The 24,478-nt window shown below is 62.8% G+C and carries 22 protein-coding genes, 1 tRNA gene and 1 pseudogene; 8 read left to right on the top strand and 16 right to left on the bottom strand.

The genetic code is table 11. From position 1 onward, the window contains the following. Positions 1-26: 26 nt before the first annotated feature. Positions 27-797 carry a cyclase family protein gene (locus tag RAM60_RS04250; RefSeq protein ID WP_369025433.1) on the top strand — a complete coding sequence of 257 codons (771 nt, stop codon included), beginning with the start codon at positions 27-29 and terminating at the stop codon, positions 795-797. Then, on the top strand, positions 797-1,354 hold the full coding sequence (locus RAM60_RS04245) for a phosphotransferase-like protein (protein ID WP_369025434.1): 558 nt from the start codon (positions 797-799) through the stop codon (positions 1,352-1,354). Before RAM60_RS04250 ends, RAM60_RS04245 begins: the two co-directional genes overlap by 1 nt. Here RAM60_RS04245 and RAM60_RS04240 read toward each other — a convergent pair. From RAM60_RS04240 to RAM60_RS04195, 10 genes and pseudogenes are all read right to left on the bottom strand, one after another. Continuing rightward, positions 1,351-1,611: a hypothetical protein gene (locus RAM60_RS04240; RefSeq protein ID WP_200983489.1), complete on the bottom strand. Its 261-nt coding sequence runs from the start codon at positions 1,609-1,611 to the stop codon at positions 1,351-1,353. The two genes, RAM60_RS04245 and RAM60_RS04240, sit on opposite strands and share 4 nt — an antisense overlap. Positions 1,612-1,795: 184 nt before the next feature. Then, a complete protein-coding gene (locus RAM60_RS04235; RefSeq protein WP_369025435.1) occupies positions 1,796-3,817 on the bottom strand; it encodes an ATP-binding protein in 2,022 nt (673 codons plus the stop codon). Between the two features lie 89 nt (positions 3,818-3,906). Further along, positions 3,907-4,344 (bottom strand): hypothetical protein, encoded by a 438-nt coding sequence (locus tag RAM60_RS04230; protein WP_369025436.1) that lies wholly within the window; start codon positions 4,342-4,344, stop codon positions 3,907-3,909. A gap of 143 nt (positions 4,345-4,487) precedes the next feature. Further along, the gene (gene bioB / locus RAM60_RS04225) at positions 4,488-5,501 is read right to left on the bottom strand and encodes a biotin synthase BioB (protein WP_369025437.1); all 1,014 of its coding nucleotides are present in this window, start codon (positions 5,499-5,501) and stop codon (positions 4,488-4,490) included. Beyond that, complete coding sequence (locus RAM60_RS04220) at positions 5,498-5,959, bottom strand: DMT family transporter (RefSeq protein ID WP_369025438.1); 462 nt, start codon at positions 5,957-5,959, stop codon at positions 5,498-5,500. The genes bioB and RAM60_RS04220 overlap by 4 nt, the downstream gene beginning before the upstream one ends. After that, complete coding sequence (scpA, locus tag RAM60_RS04215; protein WP_369025439.1) at positions 5,956-8,205, bottom strand: methylmalonyl-CoA mutase; 2,250 nt, start codon at positions 8,203-8,205, stop codon at positions 5,956-5,958. The genes RAM60_RS04220 and scpA overlap by 4 nt, the downstream gene beginning before the upstream one ends. An 8-nt stretch (positions 8,206-8,213) precedes the next feature. After that, positions 8,214-8,825: a glutathione S-transferase family protein gene (locus RAM60_RS04210; RefSeq protein WP_369025440.1), complete on the bottom strand. Its 612-nt coding sequence runs from the start codon at positions 8,823-8,825 to the stop codon at positions 8,214-8,216. A 23-nt stretch (positions 8,826-8,848) separates the two neighbouring features. Further along, complete coding sequence (gene mce / locus RAM60_RS04205; protein WP_200983481.1) at positions 8,849-9,298, bottom strand: methylmalonyl-CoA epimerase; 450 nt, start codon at positions 9,296-9,298, stop codon at positions 8,849-8,851. A gap of 211 nt (positions 9,299-9,509) precedes the next feature. Next, positions 9,510-10,079 (bottom strand): annotated as a pseudogene (locus RAM60_RS04200) (carboxyl transferase domain-containing protein); the annotation flags it as partial. 93 nt (positions 10,080-10,172) lie between these two features. After that, positions 10,173-10,910, bottom strand: a complete 738-nt coding sequence (locus tag RAM60_RS04195; protein WP_510640223.1) for a TlyA family RNA methyltransferase — start codon at positions 10,908-10,910, stop codon at positions 10,173-10,175. A gap of 48 nt (positions 10,911-10,958) precedes the next feature. On the opposite strand from RAM60_RS04195, the gene RAM60_RS04190 reads away from it, so the two are divergent. Together RAM60_RS04190 and RAM60_RS04185 are read left to right on the top strand one after the other, a co-directional pair. Beyond that, complete coding sequence (locus RAM60_RS04190) at positions 10,959-11,501, top strand: hypothetical protein (protein ID WP_369025441.1); 543 nt, start codon at positions 10,959-10,961, stop codon at positions 11,499-11,501. 394 nt (positions 11,502-11,895) lie between these two features. Further along, complete coding sequence (locus RAM60_RS04185; protein ID WP_369025442.1) at positions 11,896-12,972, top strand: branched-chain amino acid aminotransferase; 1,077 nt, start codon at positions 11,896-11,898, stop codon at positions 12,970-12,972. Here RAM60_RS04185 and RAM60_RS04180 read toward each other — a convergent pair whose 3' ends face one another. From RAM60_RS04180 to RAM60_RS04170, 3 genes are all read right to left on the bottom strand, one after another. Beyond that, a complete protein-coding gene (locus RAM60_RS04180) occupies positions 12,973-13,860 on the bottom strand; it encodes a DMT family transporter (protein WP_369025443.1) in 888 nt (295 codons plus the stop codon). Next, positions 13,857-15,929 (bottom strand): NAD(+) synthase, encoded by a 2,073-nt coding sequence (locus RAM60_RS04175; RefSeq protein ID WP_369026140.1) that lies wholly within the window; start codon positions 15,927-15,929, stop codon positions 13,857-13,859. Before RAM60_RS04175 ends, RAM60_RS04180 begins: the two co-directional genes overlap by 4 nt. 294 nt (positions 15,930-16,223) lie before the next feature. Beyond that, positions 16,224-17,225 carry a DNA topoisomerase IB gene (locus tag RAM60_RS04170; protein WP_369026141.1) on the bottom strand — a complete coding sequence of 334 codons (1,002 nt, stop codon included), beginning with the start codon at positions 17,223-17,225 and terminating at the stop codon, positions 16,224-16,226. Positions 17,226-17,324: 99 nt separating this feature from the next. On the opposite strand from RAM60_RS04170, the gene yghU reads away from it, so the two are divergent. The 4 genes from yghU to RAM60_RS04150 all read left to right on the top strand — a co-directional run bounded on the left by yghU (position 17,325) and on the right by RAM60_RS04150 (position 20,757). Further along, positions 17,325-18,176, top strand: a complete 852-nt coding sequence (gene yghU / locus RAM60_RS04165; protein ID WP_369025444.1) for a glutathione-dependent disulfide-bond oxidoreductase — start codon at positions 17,325-17,327, stop codon at positions 18,174-18,176. Positions 18,177-18,226: 50 nt separating this feature from the next. Further along, positions 18,227-18,301, top strand: a tRNA-Gln gene (locus RAM60_RS04160). A gap of 87 nt (positions 18,302-18,388) precedes the next feature. Next, complete coding sequence (locus RAM60_RS04155; protein ID WP_369025445.1) at positions 18,389-19,894, top strand: acetyl-CoA acetyltransferase; 1,506 nt, start codon at positions 18,389-18,391, stop codon at positions 19,892-19,894. A 77-nt stretch (positions 19,895-19,971) separates the two neighbouring features. Continuing rightward, positions 19,972-20,757: an enoyl-CoA hydratase-related protein gene (locus RAM60_RS04150; RefSeq protein WP_369025446.1), complete on the top strand. Its 786-nt coding sequence runs from the start codon at positions 19,972-19,974 to the stop codon at positions 20,755-20,757. A gap of 8 nt (positions 20,758-20,765) precedes the next feature. On the opposite strand, the gene RAM60_RS04145 is transcribed toward RAM60_RS04150, so the two are convergent. From RAM60_RS04145 to RAM60_RS04135, 3 genes are read right to left on the bottom strand one after another with little or no spacing between them, the layout of a single operon-like run. Next, positions 20,766-21,389: an isochorismatase family protein gene (locus RAM60_RS04145; protein WP_369025447.1), complete on the bottom strand. Its 624-nt coding sequence runs from the start codon at positions 21,387-21,389 to the stop codon at positions 20,766-20,768. Beyond that, positions 21,389-22,585, bottom strand: coding sequence for a CaiB/BaiF CoA transferase family protein (locus RAM60_RS04140; RefSeq protein WP_369025448.1), 1,197 nt, complete (start codon positions 22,583-22,585; stop codon positions 21,389-21,391). The genes RAM60_RS04145 and RAM60_RS04140 overlap by 1 nt, the downstream gene beginning before the upstream one ends. Beyond that, positions 22,582-24,477, bottom strand: a complete 1,896-nt coding sequence (locus tag RAM60_RS04135) for a hydantoinase B/oxoprolinase family protein (RefSeq protein ID WP_369025449.1) — start codon at positions 24,475-24,477, stop codon at positions 22,582-22,584. The genes RAM60_RS04140 and RAM60_RS04135 overlap by 4 nt, the downstream gene beginning before the upstream one ends. Between the last annotated feature and the right edge of the window lies 1 nt (position 24,478).

Raw genomic sequence — 24,478 nt, 5'->3', positions numbered from 1 at the left:
CCTGCGCTGCGCCCATGCTGCGCAGCATGACGCGCTTCATCGACCTCTCCATCCCCATCACCAACGACGTGGTTTCGGACCCCGAGGTGATGCGTCCGAAGATCACCTACATGACCCATGAGAACACATGGCAGCAGATCGCCATGTTCTTCCCGGGGTTGGAAAAGGACGATCTGCCCGATGGCGAAGGCTGGGCGGTCGAGATGCTCGAACTATCGACGCACAACGGCACGCACATGGATGCGCCGTGGCATTTCCATTCGACCACGAACAGCGGCGCGGCGCCTGCGCCGAGAATCGACGAAGCACCGCTCGATCGCTTCCTGCGCCCGGGCGTAAGGCTCGATTTCAGCCACCTTCCGCACGGCCACGTCGTCACCGCTGCCGAGGTTGAAGAAGCCTTTGCCAAGATGGGCTATGAATTGCAGCCGCTCGATATCGTGCTGGTGCAATCGGGCGCCGTGTACGGAACCGAGAACTTCACCGATCAGGGTGTGGGCCTTGGCGAAGAAGCCACGCTGTGGCTTACCGAACGCGGAGTCGAGGTGGTCGGCACCGATGCGTGGAGCTGGGATGCGCCCTTCAGCCACACCGCGCGGCGCTGGGCGGAAGAGCGCGATCCGAAAATTATCTGGGAAGGCCACAAGGCCGGGCGCATCCAACCCTATTACCAGATCGAGAAACTGACCAACCTTGCCGCACTTCCCGACCATGGCTTCACGGTCAGCTGCTTCCCGGTGAAGATCGAGCGCGCCAGCGCTGGCTGGATCCGCGCAGTGGCGATGATCGAGGAGTAATGGCGCGCGTCGTGGTCCTCACGGGCGTCAGCAGCGCCGGCAAATCGTCACTTGCGCGAAAAATGCAGGACCAGGCCGAACGTGACTGGCTCCACGTCACTTTCGATAAATTCATTTCGATGATCCCGGTCGGGCGGGAGACATCGCCCGAGTGGTTCGTGGTCAGGAATGCGGCAAAGGACCCGGATGTCCCGGAAATTTCCTTTACCAGCGGACCGCGAGGACTGGAATTACGCCAGGCCATGCGCGATTTCGTCAGGGTCGCAGCAGATCGCGGGATCGACATGATCGTCGATGATGTTTGCACGACCTTGGAAGTGGATGACTACCGCTCGCAACTGGCGGGCCACGAGCTGACCATCGTGCGCGTCGATGTCCCGCTAGCGGAGGCCGAGAGACGCGAGAAGGCGCGTGGCGACCGCATGATCGGGCTCACTCGAAACCAGGCGGGCCGCATTCACGAAGGTATCGACTACGATCTCACGGTCGTGAACGATGACGGCCAACTCGACGCCTGTGCGGCAAGGATCCTCGCCGCAGTTGACGCGGCCGACTAGCTCGCGCGTGGTGTCAGGCGCGTGATCTTGCTGCCCGCGCCCATCGGCTGGTAGTCGACCATCATCGTGTCGTGCTCGGCGAAGAGGCGCTCGATTTCGCTCCTCCGGTCGAGCAATGTCATCGCGATGCCGGGCGCGAGGCTTTCGCCTTCGCCGATCTTGCCGAGCAATGCTGCAAGGTCAGCGATCGTCGCGTCCTCGGGGGTCTTGTGGTAGTGACCCCGCGTGTCGAAGAACCCTGTTCCCCTGTGTGCCATAACTGCGAACTCCTGTGCGTAGATGCTTCAGAAGCGACTCGAAGGAGGCCATTATCTGCGGGGTCGGGATTCCTTAAAAGCGGGTTTACCATGAACCGGCCCGTTAATTGCAATTTTGCAATATTGAGCAAGTGCACAATCGGAAAATTGCGCACCGATTTGGTAAATTCGAACGCGGACTTCGCTATTCGAGTTCGAGAATGATCTCATCGACCGCGAGGCTGTCGCCTTCGCCGGCGTTGATCTTGCTCACGACGGCCTGCTTCTCGGCGCGGAGGATGTTTTCCATCTTCATCGCTTCGACAGTGGCGAGCGGCTGGCCCGGCTGGACCTCCTCGCCTTCGCTGACGTGCAGCTTCACCAGCAGACCCGGCATCGGGCAGATGAGCAGCTTGGACAGGTCGGGCGGGATCTTTTCGATCATGTGGTCGGCCAGATGCGCGATACGCGTCTGGAGGATCCGCAAGCGGTGCGTCGCGCCGCGCGTGGTAATGGCATAGCCGGTGCGGGTCTTCGCGAGCTGCAGGGTCAAAGCCTCGTCACCCAGCTCAAGGTCGAGCATCGCCTCGCCCGGCGTGTATTCCATGTCGATGTCGACCGGTTCGCCATCGACAGTGATCGCATCCTCTTCCAGCACCACGCGATAATCGCGCTCGCCGATGCGCACGGTCCAGTCGCCGGGTGCGTAGTAATGGTCGTGGAGTCGCTGGTCGATCCGCCGTGCGCGGTCGGCATCGGCGGTGGCGATCACCCCGCCGATCGCCGCAAGCCCGCGCAGCAGCTCATCCGAAGCCGCAGCACCGTGGAAGCCTTCGGGATATTCCTCGGCAATGAACCCCGTGGTCAGCTCGCCCGAACGGAAGCGCGGGTGCTGCATGATGGCATTGAGGAAATCGACATTGTGGCCGAGACCCTCGATCCGGAACGCATCGAGCGCCTGCACCTGCAAGTCCGCCGCCTCGTCGCGGGTTTCGCCCCAGGTGATCAACTTGGCGATCATCGGGTCGTAGAACATCGACACCTCGCCGCCCTCGAACACGCCATCATCGACGCGAACCCCGGCCACGCCGCGGCGGCCGTTCTCTGCCCCGTCATCGGCCCAAGGCTCTACCGGCGGCTGGTAGCGCACCAGGCGGCCGGTGGAAGGAAGGAAGCCGCGGTAAGGATCTTCGGCATAAACGCGGTTTTCGATCGCCCAGCCGTCGATCTTCACATCGTCCTGCGTGAAGGAGAGCTTCTCACCCGCCGCGACACGTATCATTTGCTCTACAAGGTCTACGCCAGTGATCGCTTCCGTTACAGGATGCTCTACCTGCAGGCGGGTGTTCATCTCGAGGAAGTAGAAGCTCTCGCCGCTCGGATCCGCACCACTGACGATCAGTTCGACCGTTCCTGCGCTGTAGTACCCGACCGCGCGGGCCAGCGCGACGCACTGCTCGCCCATCGCCTTGCGCATCTTCGGCGTGACGAAGGGCGACGGCGCTTCCTCGACCACCTTCTGGTGGCGGCGCTGGATGCTGCACTCGCGCTCGTTGAGGTAGACGATGTTGCCGTGCTGGTCGCCGAGGATCTGGATCTCGATGTGGCGCGGATTGAGGATGAATTTCTCGATGAAGACGCGGTCGTCGCCGAAGCTGTTCAGCCCCTCGCGCTTCACGCTCTCGAAGCCTTCTCGCACGTCGGTTTCGTTGTAGGCGAGGCGCATGCCCTTGCCGCCGCCGCCGGCGCTGGCCTTCATCATCACCGGGTAGCCGATCTCGTTCGAGATACGGACTGCGTGCTCGGTATCCTCGATCTCGCCGACGAAACCGGGGACGACATTGACCCCCGCTTCCTTGGCCAGCTTCTTGGACTCTATCTTGTCACCCATCGCGGCGATGGCATTCACCGGCGGGCCGATGAAGGCGATGTTCTCCCTGGCCAGCGCCTCGGCGAAGCTGGTGCGTTCGGAAAGGAACCCATAGCCCGGATGAACCGCCTCGGCCCCGGTTTGCTTGCAAGCGGCAATGATCTTGTCCGCGATCAGGTAGCTTTCCGCAGCCGGCGCCGGACCGATATGCACCGCCTCATCCGCCATCCGCACGAAAGGCGCGCGCGCATCGGCGTCCGAATAGACGGCAACTGTCCTGATACCCATTTCGCGTGCGGTCTTGATGACCCGGCAGGCGATTTCGCCACGGTTTGCGATCAGGATCTTGGAAAACATCGGGCCTCCGAAACGGACAGTCGTGTGACACGCCCATGCCGCAGCGGAGGCCCGGTATCAAGGCGCAGGTTTGCGCCATTGCGCGAGGGTCATTCGTTGATGTCGATATGACCGATCTGCGTCTGCTGTTCGAGGATGCATTCGTCGAACTCGGCGAACAGGGCCTTGGCCTTGTCCTCGCCCCCGGCCTGCTTGGAGAATTCGGCCATCCACTTGTCGCCGTCAGGGTCCTTTTTCCAGCCCATCGATGCGATGCCATTGCGCATCTTCATCGCCACTACAGAGTCCCACTCGCCAGTGCTCATGTGGAAATCGATCACGTCGTTCCAGCCGAGCGCCTTGTCGGTCTTCTCGAAGATCTCGATGATCTCATGGGCGCGCCCGCCCTTGCCTTCCTTCCACTTGATGAACTGGACGCGGTACCAGTCGACCTCGCGCAGTTCATGGGACGTTGCATCGTCGGCAGCGGCAGGGGTTGCGCTCAGTCCAAGGCCAAGCGCGGCGGCAGCAAGAATTAGCTTTTTCATCAGTCATCTCCCCGTTGAAGGATACGACCCGCAAAAGCGCCCGAATTATCAATTGTGCTGTTGTCCCCCAGCAGGGTTACCGGACCCGTCCAAGGGTCCTGTGTCAACCCCTGAGACCCAATCCTTGTAAGGAGGCGACATGATTACGCCAGAATTGCATCTCTCGCTTGGCGATCCCGCATCGGCTCCTGATTTTTCAGCGCGGTAAGGCCAAGCTTGGTGAACAGCGCTGCATCGGAGTCGTCACCGGCATTGGGTGCGGTCAGTAGCTTGTCGCCGGTGAAGATCGAGTTCGCGCCCGCCATGAAGCACAGCGCCTGCGTGGCTTCGCTCATGGACTCTCGACCGGCGGAGAGCCGCACCATGCTCATCGGCATGCAGACGCGGGCCACCGCGACGGTGCGGACAAATTCGATATCGTCGATCTTGGCGAGCGGGGTATCGGCCAGCATGTCGCCCAACACCGTGCCCTTCACCGGCACGAGCGCGTTGACAGGTACGCTTTCGGGATGGCGTTCGAGCGTAGCGAGCGTGTGGACGAAGCCCACCCGGTCCTCGCGCGTTTCGCCCATGCCGACGATCCCGCCACTACACACGTTGATGCCCGCATCGCGCACGTTCTGCAGCGTGGCGAGCCGGTCCTGGTAGTTGCGCGTCGAGATTACACGCTCGTAGTATTCCGGCCCAGTGTCGACATTGTGATTGTAATAGTCGAGGCCCGCTTCCTTGAGCATCTCCGCCTGCTTCGGCGTCAGCATGCCCAGCGTCATGCAGGTCTCCAGCCCCATGGCACGCACGCCCTTCACGATCTCGACGATGGCGGGCATGTCGCGGTCCTTGGGATTGCGCCAGGCGGCGCCCATGCAGAACCGCTGGCTGCCGTTGTCCTTCGCCTGCGCCGCGCGCTGGAGGACCGATTGCACCCCCATCAGCTTGGTCGCTTCTACACCGCTGTCGGCTTTCACCGACTGCGAGCAATAGCCGCAATCCTCCGGGCAACCGCCGGTCTTGATCGACAGCAGCGTGCAGAGCTGGACCTGCTCGGGCGGATGGAACTCGCGGTGGACGGTGGCGGCGCGGAACAGAAGTTCGGTAAAAGGCAGGTCGAAGAGGCCCGCGATCTCCTCGCGGGTCCAGTCGGTACGGATTTGGATCATGCAGGTTTCCTGGCGAGGTATAGTCCGACTGCCATCACGATCAGCCCGATGGCTCGCTTGGCAGTAATGGTGCTCTGGATCGTCCCGAGCAGTCCGAAATGGTCGATAATGGCCGCTGCCACGATCTGCCCGAGCAAGACGAAGAAGATCGCATTGCCCAGCCCGATGCGCGGCGCGGAATAAGCAACCGACGTGGCGTAGAACAGCATCACTATCGCGCCGATCCAGAGCCACGGCTTTTCAAAAGTGAAAGCGCTCGCAGGGGGATATCCGGTAAAGGTTAGCGTCGCGATCGCGATCACGAAGCCGACAGCGAATGTTACTGCCGTGGCCGCCACCGGGCCGCCGAGTTGCTGGCTGAGCCCCGAGTTCAGCGCCGCGAAAACTGGAATTCCCAGTCCGGCAGCGAACATCATCGTGGCGATCGGCACGAACTGGCTGGAACCGGAAGCGCTCATTCAGCAGCCTCGTCCAGGTCCTCACCTGCAGGCGGCATATTGTGGCCGAGCAAGCGCAACATGTCCGCTGCGCACTCGACCACGTTGCTGCCCGGGCCGTAGATGCCTTGAACCCCGGCCTCGCGCAGAAAGTCGTAATCCTGCGGCGGGATGACGCCGCCTGCGACGACCTTGATGTCGGGGCGACCGGCTTCCTTCAGCAGCCCGATCAGTTCGGGGATCAGGGTCTTGTGGCCTGCGGCAAGACTGCTCGCGCCGATAGCATCGACGCCATTGTCGAGCGCCATGTCGCGGGTTTCCTGCGGCGTCTGGAACAACGGGCCACTGAGCACGTCGAAGCCCATGTCGGCAAAGGCGCTGGCGATCACGTTGGCGCCGCGGTCGTGGCCGTCCTGGCCCATCTTGGCGACCATGATCTTCGGCTTGCGGCCAAGGCGACGTTCGACGGCCTGCACACCTTCGACCACCTGCTCGTAACGCGGATCGCCCGCATAGGCGCTGGAATAGACCCCGCGTACCGGGCGCGGCAGCGTGTCGTAACGCCCGAAGGCCGCCTCCATCGCCGCCGAGATTTCGCCCAGCGTCGCATCGTGGCGTGCGCATTCGATCGCGCGGGCGAGGAGGTTCACGTCACCCTTGGCCTGCATCTCCGCGACCACCGACGGCGGCAGCGGCACGCCCTTCTCGTCGCGGCCGTCGGCAAGCGCAGCGCGGGCCGCGCGCGGATCGGCTGCAGCGGCTTCGGTCAGGGCCTTGAGCGCCGCCTGGCAGGCCGCTTCGTCGCGCCCTGCCCGCACCCGCTCGAGACGCGCAATCTGGCTCTGGCGCACGGCGTGGTTGTCGATGTCGAGCGTGTCGAGCTGGTCTTCCTTGGCGAGCCGGTACTTGTTGACGCCCACGATCACCGTCTCGCCCTTGTCCACGCTCGCCTGCTTGGCGGCGGCGGCCATCTCGATGGCGGCCTTGGGCTTGCCGGTGGCGACATAGGCGGTCATCCCGCCCGCCGCGTCGACTTCCTGCAGCAGCTTTCGCGCTTCATCGACCAGCGCAGCGGTCAGGCTCTCGATGTAATAGCTGCCGCCCAGCGGGTCCGCGACCTTGGTGACGCCGCTCTCTTCCTGGATCACCAACTGCGTGTTGCGCGCGATGCGGGCGGAGAAGTCGGTCGGCAGCGCAATCGCCTCGTCCAGCGCATTGGTGTGCAGAGATTGCGTTCCGCCCAGCACCGCCGCCATCGCCTCTATCGTGGTGCGGATGACGTTGTTGTACGGGTCCTGTTCCTGCAGCGAAACGCCCGACGTCTGGCAATGGGTGCGCAGCATCTTTGACTTGGGATCCCTTGCCCCCAGCCCTTCCATCACGTCGTGCCACAGCGCGCGTCCCGCGCGCATCTTGGCGATCTCCATGAAGAAGTTCATGCCGATGCCCCAGAAGAACGACAGGCGCGGCGCAAAGGCATCGATATCGAGCCCCGCCTCCATCGCTCGCTTCGCGTATTCCTTGCCGTCGGCGATGGTGAAGGCGAGTTCCTGCACCGCCGTCGCCCCGGCTTCGTGCATGTGATAGCCCGAGATCGAAATACTGTTGAATTTCGGCATGTTGGCCGAGGTATATGCGATGATGTCGGATACGATCCGCATGCTCGGCTCGGGCGGGTAGATGTAGGTGTTGCGGACCATGAACTCCTTGAGGATGTCGTTCTGGATGGTCCCGGCAAGCTTGTCCTGGCTCACCCCCTGCCGCTCGGCCGCGACGATGTAGAAGGCCATGACCGGGATTACCGCGCCGTTCATGGTCATCGACACGCTCATCTCGTCGAGCGGGATCTGGTCGAACAGGATTTCCATGTCGCGCACGGTGTCGATCGCGACGCCTGCCTTGCCGACATCGCCGACCACGCGCGAGTGATCGCTGTCGTAGCCGCGGTGGGTCGCGAGGTCGAAAGCCACGCTCAGCCCCTTCTGGCCCGCAGCGAGGTTGCGGCGGTAGAAGGCGTTCGACTCCTCGGCGGTCGAGAAGCCGGCATACTGGCGGATGGTCCACGGACGGCCGGTGTACATGGAGGCATAGGGCCCGCGCGTGAACGGCGCGATGCCGGGAACGCCGGCATCGATGCCAGCCGTATCCTCGCTGGTGTAGAGCGGCTTCACGGCGATCCCCTCGGGCGTGTGCCAGGTGAGATCACGGCCCTTCACTTCCTTGTCGGCAAGGGGCTTCCAGTCGTCGTATGTCGGTTTGTCGCTCATGGTCGCACTCAGGCCTTGGCACTCGGGCGGGCGGACACGCGATCGTGCCAGTCTCGCAGGTTTTCGCAATCCTCGGGCATTCCGCAGCCGACGAATGAGGCGAAGTCGACTGTGGTCAGCAGCAGGATGTCGGCAGCAGTGTAGTCGTCACCGGCGATGAAGTCGCGGCCCGCCAGCGACTGGTCGAAGAAGCGGAAGGCATCGGCGACGCGCGGCAGGTTGGTCTCGCCCCACTCCTGGTTGCGACCGGGAATGGCGGCGGTGAAGGGATGCGTGTGAACCCAGACCTGTCCCACGGGCGCCATCGCGATCATTTCCGCGCGGCGGCACCACATCTCGATTGCGGCGATCTCGGTCGGGGTTGTGCCGAACAGCGGCGGTTCGGGGTGCAGGGCCTCGAGATAGCGCATGATCGCCACGCTCTCGGCAATCACGGTCCCATCATCGAGTTCGAGGATCGGCGTCTGCCCGCGCGGGTTCTTGGCGACGAATTCGGCCGACTTCTGTTCGCGCTTGGGGATCGAGACTTCCTGCGAAGGCAGGTCGATGCCCTTCTCCGCCGCGAAGATGCGGACACGGCGCGGATTGGGCGCGGGGTTCGGGCTATCGTAGAACAGCAATGTCTTTCTCTCTCCCGCGCCGGTCAGTTCGACCAGTGCGCGTTGTCCTTGGGCGTTTCCATGATCTCGGTCAGCTGGCCCATCATGTCCTTGGGGTGGAGGAAGAAGATCGGCGTGCCGTGCGCGCCGATGCGGGTGGGGCCGAGTATGCGCTTGCCCAGGCCTTCGAACCAGCTGCGTGCTTCCTCGATATCCTCGACCTCGTAGCACAGGTGGTGCTGTCCGCCGGACGGGTTCTTCTCGAGAAAATTGTTGATGGGGCTGTCGGGGCCGAGCGGCTCGATCAGCTCGATCTGCGTGCCGTAGGTCCCATTTTGGCCGGGCGTATCGACAAAGCAAACCTTCACCCCCTGCGCCTCGAGATCGAAAGGTTTGTGAAACGAGGTCGCGCCCATGACATCGCGGTAATAGCGGATCGATTCCTCGATCGAGGGCGTGGCGACGCCAATGTGGTTGAGACGGCCAAGTTTCATTGCACTATCCTCATGATTCCTTCGTACACAAACCAAAAGGCCACCAGAACAAAGAGGCCATTGAGAACAACTGCCATCTTGAAAACTATAGGGTTTTCGTCGCGCTCAACAAGAAAACTAGTCCCCCTAATAGAGCCCGATCTGATCCCATTCACCAGTTGAAAGGTAAAGACTGGAACGGCGACAAGACCGAGCAGAAGCAGCATCCAGCTCACAGCGGAATATTGTCGTGCTTTTTCCAAGGGTTCTCGAGCTGCTTCGTCCGCAGCTTGCGTAGCCCCAGAGCAATCCGCCGCCGTGTGGAGTGCGGGTAGATCACCTCGTCGATATAGCCGCGCTGCGCTGCGACGAAGGGGTTGGCGAAGCGGTCTTCGTATTCCTTTGTCCGGGCTGCGATCTGGTCGGGATCATCCTTCTCCTGGCGGAAGATGATCTCCACCGCGCCTTTTGCGCCCATCACGGCGATTTCGGCGGTCGGCCAGGCGTAATTGAGGTCCCCGCGCAGGTGCTTGGAGGCCATCACGTCGTATGCACCGCCATAGGCCTTGCGGGTAATCACGGTGATCTTGGGCACGGTCGCCTCGGCATAAGCGAAGAGCAGTTTCGCGCCATGCTTGATGATGCCGTTGTGCTCCTGCGCCGTGCCAGGGAGGAAGCCGGGCACATCGACAAAGGTCAGGATCGGGATTTCAAAGGCGTCGCAGAAACGCACGAAGCGCGCGGCCTTCTTGGAAGAGTTGATGTCGAGCACGCCCGCGAGAACCATCGGCTGGTTGGCGGCGGCGCGGCGGCGTTCCATTTCGGCGATGTTCGCGCTCATGCTCTCTCCGTGAATGCGATTGCCCGAGCGCCTAGAGCGCGAAGTGCCGCAGCGTCAATCGCGAGTCGCGGAAATCAGGAATTCGATGTTGCCTTCCGGTCCCTTGATCGGACTTTCGACAATGCCCTGCACTTGGAAGCCGAGGCCTTCGACCCATTCGCGGACTTCGTCGCAGACACGCGCGTGTAGTGCAGGATCGCTGACGACGCCCTTCTTGCCGACCTCGTCGCGCCCGACCTCAAACTGCGGCTTTATCAGCGCGACGAGGCGGCATTTGGAGGCGGCCAGTTCGAGCGGCCTGTCGAGAACCTTGGCAAGGCCGATGAAGCTCGCATCGCAGACCACCCAGTTGCACGGGCGGTCGATCATTTCCGGCGTCAGGATACGAGCGCTCGTCTGTTCCAGCACAGTGACGCGCGGGTCCTGCCGCAGCTTCCACGCCAGCTGGTTCGTGCCGCTGTCGACCGCAAAGACGTGTTCCCCCCCCCCTTGCAACAGGACGTCGGTAAACCCGCCGGTCGAACTGCCGATATCCATCGCAATTGCGCCCTGGGGGTCGAGGGCGAAATGTTCGATCGCGTGCGCCAGCTTGATCCCGCCCCTGCTAACCCACGGATGGTCACGTCCACGAACGTCGAGCGGTGCGTCCTCCGCCAGCTGCTGGCCGGGCTTCGACAGCTTGGTCTCGCCACTGAATACCAGGCCCGCCATGACCAGCGCCTGCGCCCGCGTGCGGCTCTCCACGAGCCCGCGGTCCACCAGCATCTGGTCGAGGCGCATCTTCTTGCTCATCGTTTTTGGGCCATTGGAAATAAAGCGCCTAGCGGGCATTGAGGACATATGAAACCGATCTATGCCAATGCCGCAGGCGCACTTGCGCTGACATTCGCCATCGCCGCCTGCGTGCCGGCACCGGACTCGACGCCTGCCCCGACGCCCACTCCGGCAGCTACCGCCCCGGCGCCTACGCCCGCTCCGTCCCCTGCGGCTCCGACGTTCGACAACTGGATCGACGCACCGCAAACCTCGGGATCGTGGACCTATCGCGCGACCAATACCGGATCGATCGCCCTGTTCGGCGAGCCGCAACAAGGCACCCGTTTCTCTATCGAATGCAACCGCCAGGCCCGTAGCGTGATTCTCACGCGCGCATCGGGAAGCGATTCTTCCACAGCCATGATCATCAGGACCGAGACAGTAGACCGCACGCTGGCTGTCCAGAGCGGTTCAAACAGCGTCAGCGCGAATCTGTCTGCCAGCGACCCGCTGCTCGACGCGATGGCCCTGACCCGTGGACGATTTGCCGTGGAGATGCCGGGGACTAGCGCGCTTTACCTGCCGAACTGGGCGGAAGTGACGCGGGTCATCGAGGACTGTCGCTAGGCAAGAAAAAGGCCCGCGCAAATCTGCCGGGCCACATCTAACAATTCTGACGTGGGAAAACTTTTTTTCAAGCCTTGTTTTCATCCCGTTCGCGCAACAAATTGGTACTCAAGATCAGCGGCGAAACGCGGTCTTGGGGTCCTTGGAAAGGGGCTTCTAGCTCACAAGCGCGAAAGGAGGTGATCCGATGTCTCATGGTTCAGCAGAGAGGTCGGCAAGTTTCCGCGCGAGGTACTATCGGTAAGCAGATACCGGATAGAGACTTCGTGAGCGGCACTTCCCGCCGCTGACCATGCGAAGGGCAGCACACCCAAGGGTGGCGCTGCCCTTCTCATTTTGGGCGATATAGTTTGCCTGCCTTGCGCAAGGCGCGTGCCCGGATTACCCGCGCCCTATGCAGTTCGAGCACATCCCGCACCCCGCCCCCACCTCCGACACCGATCGCGAGGCGATCCTCGCCAATCCCGGCTTCGGCACGCATTTCACCGATCACATGGTGACGATCGAGTACACCGAAGGCCAAGGTTGGCACGATGCGAAGGTCGAACCGCGCGCACCGATCATGCTCGATCCGGCTGCAGCCGTCCTGCACTATGCCCAGGAGATCTTCGAAGGTCTCAAGGCTTACCGCCACGAGGACGGCACGATTGCCCTTTTCCGTCCTGAAGAGAACGCGCGTCGGCTCAATGCCTCCGCAGATCGCCTTGCCATGCCACATGTGCCGGAAGAGCTCTTCGTCGAGGCTATCCGCCAGCTCATAGCCGTGGACGGCAAATGGGTCCCTGGTGCGGAGGGCTCGTCGCTCTACCTGCGCCCCTTCATGATCGCGACGGAGGCCTTCCTCGGTGTCCGCCCGGCAAAACGCTACAAGTTCATGGTGATCGCGGGGCCTGCCGGAAACTATTTCAAGTCCGGTGCCCCGGCCGTCAGCATCTGGATTTCGAGCTATACCCGCGCTGCCCCCGGCGGCACCGGTGCGGCCAAGTGCGGCGGCAACTATGCCGCCAGCCTCGTCCCGACACGCGAAGCCTTTGCCCGTGGCCACGACCAGGTGCTGTTCCTCGATGCGGTCGAGCACAAATGGGTCGAGGAACTTGGCGGCATGAACCTGTTCTTCGTTTTCGATGACGGCCGCGTGATAACTCCGCCGCTGACCGGCACGATCCTGCCGGGCATCACCCGTGCCAGCCTCATCCAGCTGCTGCGCGAGGAGGGGCTCAACGTCAGTGAGGAACCCTACTCCATCGACCAGTGGCGCGCCGATGCCCAATGCGGGCACCTGCTCGAAACCATGGCCTGTGGCACCGCAGCAGTCGTGACACCGGTCGGCAAGGTCGCGGGCGAGGACGGCGAGTTCACCATCGGCAGTGGCGGACCCGGCCAACTCACCAGCAAGATCCGCGAGAAGCTCGTCGGCATCCAGCGCGGCACCATTGCCGACACGCATGGCTGGGTCATGCCGATCGGCTGATCAGAGCCGCAGTTTCACCAGGAAACGCCGCGTAAAGGTCTCGCTCGGGCGGACGACGATGATCGCGACGCCGACCAGGGCGATGGCACCGCCGACAATCAGGCGGCCACCGATGGTGTCACCCGTCAGCCAGGCACCAAATGCGATAGTCAGGATCGGCGTGAACAGCGTCAGGGGCACGATGACGTTCGTGTCGTAACGCTGGAGCATCTGGAAATAGGCGGTGTGCGCGCCGATCGACACGATGACCGCAGCGAAGAACAGGCATGCCGCTACCTCCCAAGGCGCAGCAATGACCGGTGCCATCAGGTCGTGCTCGAACAGCATCGAAAGTGGCCCCAGCACTGCGATCGATGCGACCGCGGCCCATGCCTGGAGACGGATCGACGAAATATTGAGCTTCTTGACGAAGACTGCGCCGAGCGCGCCGATCACGGCGGACACGAATACCAGCAGCAGGCCACTGCTCGCCTCCATCTGGCTCGATCCGGTCATGGCGAAGAACACCCCGCCGAAGGAGAGGCCGATGCCTAAACCGCGCTTCCAGCGGATCCTTTCCCCCAAAAAGATGATCGCAAACAAGACGGTCATCGGCGCGCCGGTAAGGCTGACCACACCTGACGCCGAAGGGCTGGCGGTCTTGAGGCCCATGAAGAACAACGCGAAAGAACCGCCACCGATCGCAAGGCCAACAAGGAGCACCTTCCAGAGCTTTTCCGGCAACGGCCAGAGTAGGGGAGCGAGTGCGATCGCTACGATAAGCGAGCGCAGCACGGCATAGAACAGCGGCGGAACCGCGAGGTCATCCACCGCGACCTTGCTGACGACAACATTGAGTGCCCAGACGATGTTGCAGAGCATCATCACAGCGATGGCACGCGCGGTCATGCTTTGCCTTCGGGAGGTAGGGAAGCAGCGAGCTCTGCCAGCCAGACATCGGCCACGGCATCGCTAGGTGCGCGCCAGTCGCCCCTGGGGCTTAGCGCCCCGCCAGCGGACACTTTCGGACCGTTGGGCAAAGCACTGCGCTTGAACTGGCTGAACCCGAAGAAGCGCTTGAGGAAATTCTCGAGCCAGTTCGCGATTGTCGAAAGGTCGTATTCGTTCTTCGCACCTTCGGGAAAATCAATGGGCCAGAGACCCGACTTCGCGTCCTTCCAGGCATGCCAGGCAAGGAAGGCGACATGGCTCGGCTTCTGTCCCCAGCGGATGATGTGGTGGAGGAAGAAGTCGTTGAGCTCATAGGGACCGATGATCGATTCAGTGCTCTGGATTTTTCCGCTGGCATCGGCGGGGACGAGCTCGGGGCTGATCTCGGTGTCGAGAATGTCGGCCAGTACGGCATCGACCCCCTCGTCGAACTGGCCCGTCGCAATGGTCCAGCGGATGAGGTACTGGATCAGTGTCTTGGGCACGCCGGCATTGACGCCGTAATGGCTCATCTGGTCGCCAACACCGTATGTGCACCATCCAAGCGCCAGCTCGCTCAAGTCACCGGTCCCGATAACGAAACCGCCATGATGGCCCGACAGCCGGAAAAGGTAGTCTGTGCGCAGCCCGGCCTGCACGTTCTCGAACGTCGTGTCATAGACCGGTTCGCCGTCGGAGAATGGGTGCTCGATGTCCTCAAGCATCTGTCTCGCGGCGGGCTTGATGTCGATTTCCTCGGCCGTGATGCCGAACGCCTTCATCAGCTTCCAGGCGTTTGATTTCGTTCCTTCCGAGGTCGCGAAGCCGGGCATGGTGTAGCCGCGGATGTCAGTGCGCGGACGACCCAGCCTGTCGCAGGCCTTGGCGCAGACGAGCAAGGCATGCGTGCTGTCGAGCCCGCCCGAAATGCCGATGACCAGCGACTTCGCCTTCGTCGACTCGATCCGCCGCATGAGTGCGTCCACCTGGATGTTGAACGCTTCGTAGCAATCCTCGTCCAGCTTGTTTGCGCGATTGGGCACGAAGGGAAAGCGGCGGATGGGACGTACCAGGCCCCTGTCTTCGCCTGAAGCGCCATGGGCAAACTCGACGCGGCGGAACCAGTCCTCCGGCCGACCTGCAGCCTCGGCCGCGTCGTTGAAGGTCCCCATGCGCAACCGCTCGGCGAGGATGCGCTGCGTGTCGACATCGACCACGCACAATTCAGGCTCGAGATCGAAGCGGGCGCTTTCGACCAGCAGGTCACCCAATTCGTAGATCATCCCCTGCCCGTCCCAGGCGAGGTCGGTCGTGCTCTCGCCGTGCCCGCTGGCTGAATAGGCGTAGGCGCAGACCGCGCGGCTCGAACTGGCACGGCTGAGAAGGTGGCGTTCGTCCGACTTGCCGATGGTGATGTTCGATGCAGACGGATTGAGCAGGATCGTTGCCCCGGCCAGTGCTGCCAGCGTTCCCGGGGGATTGGGGGACCAGAAGTCCTCGCAAATCTCGATACCGAAGGCGAAGCCCGGCATGTCCTGCGCGGCAAAGACGATATCGGTGCCGAACGGAACCTCGGCACCGCCGGCATCGATGGTCAGCCCGATGCATTCGCGACCATGGGCGAACCAGCGCTTCTCGTAATATTCGCGGTAATTCGGCAGGAAGCTCTTCGGCACGACGCCAAGCACATCGCCGCGCGCCATCACGATCGCGCAATTGTAGATGCGCCCGTTGCGGCGCAGCGGCGCTCCGAAAACCAGGACCGGTGCCAGTTCGCATGTTTCCCGCGCGATCCGGGTCAGTTGCATGTCGACCATGTCGAGTAGCGCTGTCTGCAAGTGCAGGTCGTCGAGTGCGTAGGAAGACAGCGCCAGTTCCGGATAAAGCAGCAGGTCGACACCGCGATCGGCCGCGGTTCGTGCCTGCTCGATGATACCCTCGGCATTATGGGCGACGTCCGCTGTCCGCACTCGCGGGGTGGCAGTGGCCACCCGAACGAACCCGTGCGTGTGCAGATCGTAAAAGCGATGTGTGGCGGCTTCGGCCATGGAGCGGGGATCTTTCGCGGTGGAGGTGGGTATCGGCGCCGGGGCCAGCCAGTCGCCAGGTTCGCAAATGCCAAGATCGGAGAGACGACGCTGGACGGCTGCACGGGCGATCTTGCCCTTTGCCTCCCAGCCATACACCGTGCGGCTCGGCCAAGGCTCCGGCTCGCCGTAGCGAATGCCGAATTCTTCCGCCGTCAGAGGCGGATCGAGCGCCTCACGGAATGCGCGTATCTTTGCTCCGGCGCGGTGCATGACACGTGAGTATCCTTTTCGGATACTTTGGGCAATGGCAAATCAGGCTGCCAGAAGCTCGATTGCGCTCGGTGCTTGCTCCAGAAGGTCGAGAAGACCGCGCTCCTCTCGTGTCAGCCACTTGGTCGCTCTGGGAAGATCAAGATCCGCGCGCCATTCTTCCTGACGATCAACGAGGTCGATGACGGCAGGATGGATGTAGCTCTTGCGGGTCACTGCAGGCGTATTGCCCAGCTTGCCCGCGACACAATCGAGCAGTTCCTTCATCGGCAGCTTGCCTTCGCCCGTTCGCAGGCATTCGAAACCCATCACGCTGGCATGCCAAGTCCGGAAATTCTTCGCCGTGAAGCGGTGGCCCATGGTCTCTTCAAGATAGGCGTTCACGTCGCCGGAATCGACCGAATGGACCTCACCGTCGCCGTCGACATATTTGAAGACGTTCTGCCCTGGCAGGTCCTGCATCTTGCGCACCACCCGCGCCAGGCTGCCATCCGACAGCACGACTTCGCGCATCTGGCCAGACTTGCCCTTGTATTTGAGCCGGAGGGTCTTGCCGGTCACCTCGGCATGGCGGCGCCGCAGGGTCGTTGCACCGAAACTCTTGTTCTGCTGCGCATAGCCTTCATTCCCGACACGGATGGCACCGAGATCGAGCAGGCGGACCACGCTTGCAACCGCGCGTTCAAACGTCAGTTCGCGTCCAGCGAGATCGGCTTCGACCCGCTTGCGCACGAGCGGCAGCAGATTGCCGAAGGCGATGCAGCTGTCGAACTTCTCGCTCTCCCGCTGGGCGCGAAAGTCGGGGTGATAGCGGTATTGCTTGCGCCCCTTCGCATCGATGCCGGTTGCTAGGATATGGCCGTTGGGTGCCGGGCAGAACCACGCGTCCACATACGCCGGCGGAAGCGCGATCGCATTGAGCCGGCGCTTCTCCTCCGCATCGCCGATCAGCTTCCCTTGCGGATCGTAGTACGCCCAGCCCTTGCCCGCGCGCTTGCGGGAGATTCCGGGAAGGTCGTCGTCTACATAGATCAGCTTCGTCATGGCGAAGTGAAGAACATTGGGATCGCTGTCACGGTTCCCCACCTTGCGACGAACGGATGAGTGACCTAGCCACTCGAGCCTGTGAGAAGGAGAAACCCCTTGGCCGACCCAACCTATACTCCCCCCGAAGTCTGGACCTTCGACGCCGAAAACGGCGGTCGTTTTGCGGCAATCAACGCCCCGACTTCGGGTGCAAGGTCCGAGAAGGAACTTCCGGTCGGCGAGCACGATTTCCAGCTCTACTCGCTGGCGACGCCCAATGGCGTGAAGGCCACCGTCATGTTCGAGGAACTGCTCGAGGCGGGATTTTCGGATGCCGAATATGATGCCTGGACGGTCAATATCTCCGACGGCAGCCAGTTCGGCTCGGGCTTCGTCGACCTCAATCCGAACTCCAAGATTCCCACCATGCTCGACAAGAGCGGTCCCGAGCCGGTTCGAGTCTTCGAAAGCGGCGCTATTCTGCTGCACCTCGCCGAGAAGTTCGGGGCATTTCTCCCGACCGATCACACGCGCGCCGAGGTCCTGAGCTGGCTCTTCTGGCAAGTCGGCAGCGCACCGTTCATCGGCGGTGGCTTCGGGCACTTCTATGCCTACGCACCGGAGAAGTACGAATACCCGATCAACCGCTACGCCATGGAAACCAAGCGCCTTTTCGACGTAGCCGACAAGCGTCTCGCCCAGAGCGAATATCTCGGCGGCAAGGACTACACGATCGCAGATATGGCGACGTGGCCATGGCTCGCCCCATTCGTCGTAGGCGGCATCTATGGCGAGGCGCGCAAGTTCCTGTCGATCCATGAATACACCCATGTCGAACGCTGGGTGAAGCAGATCGCCGAGCGTCCCGGGGTGCGCCGCGGGCGGATCGTGAACAAGGCTTGGGGCGAAGAGGACGAGCAGCTTCTCGAACGCCATTCGGCCGCAGATTTCGAAGGCAAGAAGTTCTGATCAGCCCCCTTCACATCCCGGCAAGTGGCGCTATAGGAGCGCCCACTTGCTGGGGTGTAGCCAAGCGGTAAGGCAGCGGTTTTTGGTACCGCCATGCGCAGGTTCGAATCCTGCCACCCCAGCCATCCTCTCCTTCATCTCCTGATGCCAAAACTTCGGTTGCGAAGCGCAACCGGACGATTAGGGTCTGTGGCACCAGGCAGGGAGAGAGCATGGCTGATATCGATCCGGAACGCGTACCCGTCATCGTCGGCGTCGGACAGGTCAACGACCGGCCCCAGCAACCGGGCGACGGGCTCGATCCTGTTGGTCTGATGGCCGAGGCGTTGCGACGCGCCGATGCCGACGCGGGCGGCGGATTGCTCGCCGATTGCGATAGCCTCAGCGTGGTTGCGCAACTCGCCTGGCCTCAGTTGAGCCCGGTCGATGGCAAGGTCGCCGAAGCACTCGGGATCACCCCCGCGCATTGCATGCAGACCGCCATGCCCAATGGCGACAGCCCGATCCTGCTACTTCATGAAGCCGCTAATCGCATCGGCGCAGGCGAGGCGAAAATCTGCGCCATCACCGGCGGCGAGGCACTGCGAACTGCCGGCCAGCTCGCCGCAATGAAGCGCGCTGAAGGAGCAGACAAGCCCAATGCCCTTCGCGATGCCTCACACCGCGTCCGCAAGGGTTACGCGCAGGGATACGGCCTCGTCGTCCCGACCGATGTCTATCCGCTTTACGAGAATGCGGGACGCGCATCCTATGGCCAGACATTGGCCGAAGGGCAGGCGGAAAGCGGCGCTATCTGGTCGTTGATGAGCGAAGTTGCAGCGGACAGCGAAGGCGCGTGGATCCGCAAACCTGTTTCCGCCGATGACGTCGTGACACCAAGCGAATCAAACCGCCCGATCGCATTCCCGTATACGAAACTTCAGGTCGCAAATTCGTCGGTCAACCAGGGTGCAGGCTTCATCTTCACCAGTCTCGCCGAGGCGCGTCGGCGCGGAATTCCCGACGACCGGCTGGTCCATATCGGTTATGGAGTTGCGGCGCATGAAAGCGGCAATTTCCTCAATCGCGACCGCTATGACGCCTCTCCCAGCCTCGCGACCTCGATCGAGCGGACGATGGAGCTCAACGGGGTCAAGGTCGAGGATCTCGCCCAAGTTGAGCTGTACAGCTGCTTTCCCTGCGTGCCGAAGATGGCGCGACGCGTGCTGGGATGGCCGCTCGACCGCCCTTCGACCGTGTTCGGCGGCCTGACCTTCGGCGGTGGTCCAATCGGCAACTACATGAGCCACGCAGTCGTGGCGATGGTCGAAAAGCTTCGCGGCACCGCGGACAAGGGCCTGCTCTTCGCCAACGGTGGCTATGCCACGCACAACCACACGATCCTGCTCGCGGGAGAACCGCTGCCGACCGTGTTCCCGCAGGACTTTGACTACCAGGCAGAAGCCGACCAGCGGCGCGGGCCTGTCCCTCGCCTCGACGAAGGCTATCGCGGTCCGGCGACCATCGAGACCTACACCGTGTTCTATGATCGTGAGGGATCGCCGACGAGAGGCGTGATCGTGGCAAGGACGCCCGAGGGCGATCGCACACTGGCCTGTGTGCCAACAGAAGACGCCGAGGCAATCGGGTTCCTGACGGACGGAAAACACGAACCTGTCGGGACTTCCGGATCGATCATCGACGGCCCCGACGAACTGGCGATCTGGAAGCGGGCCTGACCCGACCGAGAACAGTTGCAATTCCGCACGGACCCGACCAAGAAACTTCACCAGAGAGACATGCAAGGGAGAGAGCAGTGAGTGATTTCGAGACCATCAAGACCGAACGCAATGGGTCGGTGCTGACGATCACTCTCAACCGCCCCGAGCGGCTCAACGCCTGCCCTCCCCAGATGGCCGACGAGATCTTCGACGCCATCCGCGAGCTCGGCGATGCGCGCGCCGTCCTGATCCGTGGCGAAGGGCGCGCCTTTTGTTCTGGCGCCGACCTCGCGGCCCGCGGCGAGCGGACGATGAGCGGCGGCGATGGTGCCTTCCACTCGCTCTCGCGCCACTACAACCCGATGGTCATGGCGCTGGCAAACCTGCCGGTCCCGGTGGTCAGCATGGTCCAGGGACCGGCGGCTGGTGTCGGCTGTTCGATCGCCCTTGCCGCCGACTTCGTGGTCGCCGGCAAGAGCGGCTACTTCCTCCAGGCCTTCGTCAATATCGGGCTGGTCCCCGATGGCGGTTCGAGCTGGCTCCTGCCGCGCCTGGTCGGCACGGCCCAGGCAACCCGCATGATGATGCTCGGCGAAAAGATCCACGGCGAGGAAGCCGAGCGGATCGGCCTCATCTACAAATGCGTCGAGGATGACGCGCTGGAGCAGACCGCGAAAGATCTCGTCGAGAAACTCGCCAGTGGTCCGACTGTCGCGCTCGGCCTGATGAAGCGCACTCTTCGTGAAGGCCTGCAGCTGGATTTCGCTTCGACGCTTGCGGCGGAAGCAAATACCCAGCGGATCGCGGGCGGCACCAATGACGCGGTGGAAGGCGGCATGGCCTTCCTGCAGAAGCGCAAGACCAACTTCTCCGGCAGCTGAGCGAGCTCTCAGGCCAGGAGACTGGCTCCGAATTCGCTGTCGACCAGCTCGGCGTATTTCGCCTGCAGGTCGAAAAGGTTCGCCTCGTGCGGCGCGGGATGGCGGTCGGCACAGGTGTCGGTGACGACCAGCGGCACGAAGCCATGTTGCAAGGCGTCCAGTGCCGATGCACGGACGCAGCCCGAGGTCGAAAAGCCGCCGATCAGAAGCGTGTCGACGCCTGCCTCGTGAAGCCGTTCGGCAAGGCCGGTCGCGAAAAAGGCCGACGGGTATTGCTTGGTCACAACCCACTCGCCCTCGCGCGGTGTCAAGGCAGCAGGGAAGGCGCCCAATGGCGAACCGCGCTGGAAAACCTCGAGGACCGGGGCCTTGCGATAGAACAGCCCACCGTCGGCCCCGCCGGGCTCGTATTCGACATTGGTGAACACAATCGGGCGCCCACCCTTGCGCGCCGCATCGAGCAAGCGTGCGCCACTCTCGACCGCGGCAGGCGCCGTCTCGCAATAAAGCGGACTGTCCGGCTGCAGGTAGGCCTCGACCATATCCACCAGCAACAACGCCGGAGATTGGCCCGGCATCAGTCTGCCCGCGAAGGCCTGCGCATAGCTTTCCGCAAGCCCGTCATCCGCCATCAGATGACGCCCTGTGCCTTCAGCTCATCGAGGCCGTTCGGGCCCAGGCCGAGAAGGTCGCCATAGACCACGGCATTGTCCTGTCCGGGCACGGCCGGAGCAGGGCGACGAATGCCCGAGGGCGTCTTCGAGAATTTCGGGAATGCGTTCTGCATCTTGATTGGCCCACGGGTCTGCGTCTCCACCTCCACAATCGCCTCACGGGCCTGGAAATGCGGATCGTCGAGCATGTCCTTCGCGGTATAGACGCGCCCGGCAGGGATGGAATGGCTGATCATTGCCGCATCGACCTCGTCGATCGTCAGAGTCGAAGTCCATGCGTTGACCAGATCGTCCAGTTCGGTCTGGTGCTGGCCGCGGGCGAGGTGCGTCGCATAGCGCGGATCGCTCGCCAGTTCAGGCTGGCCCATCGCCTCGGCCAGGCGCGCGAAGATCTCGTCCTTGTTGGCACCGATCATGAACGGACCATCCTTGCAGGTGTAGACGTTGGACGGCGCGATGCCCGGGAGGATCGAGCCGGAACGCTCGCGGATGAAGCCATTGTAGTCGTACTCCGGCACCAGCCCTTCCATGACCTGCAGCACGGCCTCGTAAAGCGCAGTGTCTATGACCTGGCCCTCGCCGGTCTTTTCACGGTGATGCAAGGCCGCAAGGATGCCCATGGTTCCGTATGTCGCACACAGCGTGTCACCGATGGAAATGCCCATGCGCGCCGGTGGGCGGTCCGGTTCGCCGACGACATAGCGCCAGCCCCCCATCGCCTCACCAATGCCGCCGAAACCGGCACGGTCCGAATAGGGGCCGTCCTGCCCGTATCCCGACATACGCGCGATGATGAGCGAAGGCTTTTCCGCCAGCAGAACATCTGGGCCCAGTCCCCATTTCTCGAGCGTCCCGGGCTTGAAATTCTCGACCAGCACATCGGCAGTGAGGATCAGCTGCTTGGCCAGCGCTTGGCCCTCCGGCACGCGCAGGTTGCAGGTGACCGAGCGCTTGTTGCGCGCGATGACTTCCCACTGGACCTTCTCGTCGCCCTGCCCCCAGTCGCGCATCGGATCACCCTTGCCCGGAGGCTCGACCTTGATGACGTCGGCGCCCATGTCGCCCAGCAGCTGACCACAGAACGGCCCGGCCAGAAGCTGGCCGAGTTCGACCACCCTCAAGCCCGCCAGGGATCCGACTGAGGCCGAAGTCACTCGGCTGCCTCCGCTTGCGGGACGTTGCGCCAGACCGGCTGGATCGGCGCGGGAAGGCCCGTCTCCGCTTCGCAATTGGCGCGCAACTCGTCGATCGAGGGACCGTAGTCGAACAGCTTGTTGCCCTTGCGTGCTCCGCGCATCTGGCTGCGCAGTGTCTCGGTCGCAGAGGCATCGACCTTGCCTTGGGCATCGGCAACCACACCGTAGTCGCGTGCACCATCGGGGGTGACGAGACCCTGCCGGATTTCGAGGCCAACCAGTTCGGGATCACGCTCCAGCGGATCGCCCCAGCCACCCCCGCCCCAAGTGATGTAGTGGAGCTGGTCACCTTCTCTGACCGCAATGTCGTCGGTCTTGTTGCCGAGGATCTGGGTGGTGCCGTCGGCGCGTTCGAGTATCTTTCGCGCGCGCTTGCCCGGCAGACCATCATTCACGCCCCAGGGCGGAACGAACCAGCGATCGTCATGGATACCGATCTGCCCGTCAGCGAGGACACGGTAGGTCATGTGTATGCCGTTACCGCCGCGATGCAGCCCCGCCCCGCCGCTGTCGGGTTCGGTCTCGTAGCGTTCGATCCGCATGGGGAAATAGCGCTCGAGGAACTCGTTCGGCACGTTGGTGAAGCCAGGCCACAGCGAGTGCCCGTCCGGACCGTCGCCCAGTGGCCGGCCGGGAATGCCGCCGAAGCCGATCTGGAACAGCTGGAACCACTCCCCTTCGCGGCCTTCACGGTTGTCCCACCCGGAATAGAACAGGTGCGGTGAGGAGCTGAAACCCGCGGCATTGAGGAACTCCGGGGTCTTCTGCCCCAATAGCCCGCCGAGGATGTCGAAAATACGCCCGAGGGCGTGGGTGCGACCCGACAGGGCTGCCGGGAATTTCGGTTTGAGGAGCGAGCCTTCGGGAATGCGGACCTCGATGAGATCGTAGAACCCGTCGTTGAACAGGATCTGCGGGTCGAAGACCATGATCATGTAGATGCCGAAGAACATCTTGAACATGTTCTCGTTGAGATAGAAGTTGATCGACGCTGCCGACTGCGGATCGGTACCATCGAAATCGAGGATGACCTTGTCGCCCTCGCGCCACATGGTGCAGCGGATCTTGTAGGGTCCGTAGCCGAGACCATCGTCGCAGATGTAATCCTCGAAGCTGACCGGCTCCTCCGCCACGGCCATGCCGATCAGCGCCTTCATCGCGCGATGGTTGCGGGCGAGGAGTTCCTGCGTCGCCGAGACGTAGACGTCGTCGCCGAAGCGGTTGGCCATCTCGACCACGCGATTGGCAGCAACGCGGCAACTGGCGATCAGCGCGTTGAGATCGGCCTGGCACCAGTCGGGCTTGCGCGTCTGGTGCATCACCAGCTTCATCAGGTCTTCGTTATAGACGCCCTGCTTCCAGATCTTCACCGGCGGAATGCGCACGCCTTCCTCGAAGATCGACTTGGCATCGATGGGCATGGACCCTGCAACCTTGCCGCCGATGTCGCTCTGGTGGCCGAACATGGCAGTCCAGGCGAGCAGGCGGCCGTCCTTGTAGACCGGCAGCAGGACCAGCCAGTCGTTTGAGTGGCTGATCGCACCCTCGCAGGAATAGGGGTCGGACAGGAAGATCATGTCCCCGTCCTCGATGGTCCCGTCGAAGCCCTTGAGGAAGCCGTCGATGAAGCTGCCGAACTGGCCGACGATCATCTTGCCATCGGGGTCGGCGATCAGCGGGAAGGCATCGCCCTGCTCGCGGATACCGGGAGACATGGCGGTGCGCACCAGCGTCGCATCCATCTCGATACGGGCATTGCGCAGTGCGTTCTCGATGATGTCGAGCGTGACCGGGTCGATGGCGATCTTGTCGAAGGGCTTGGCGTTCTGCTGGATGATCTGTGCGGGCATG

The sequence above is a fragment of the Qipengyuania sp. RANM35 genome (genome assembly GCF_041021145.2).
Taxonomy (GTDB): Bacteria; Pseudomonadota; Alphaproteobacteria; order Sphingomonadales; family Sphingomonadaceae; genus Qipengyuania; species Qipengyuania soli.
The sequence above is the reverse complement of the archived record's forward strand: the minus strand, read 5'-3'. Positions and strand labels throughout refer to the sequence as shown.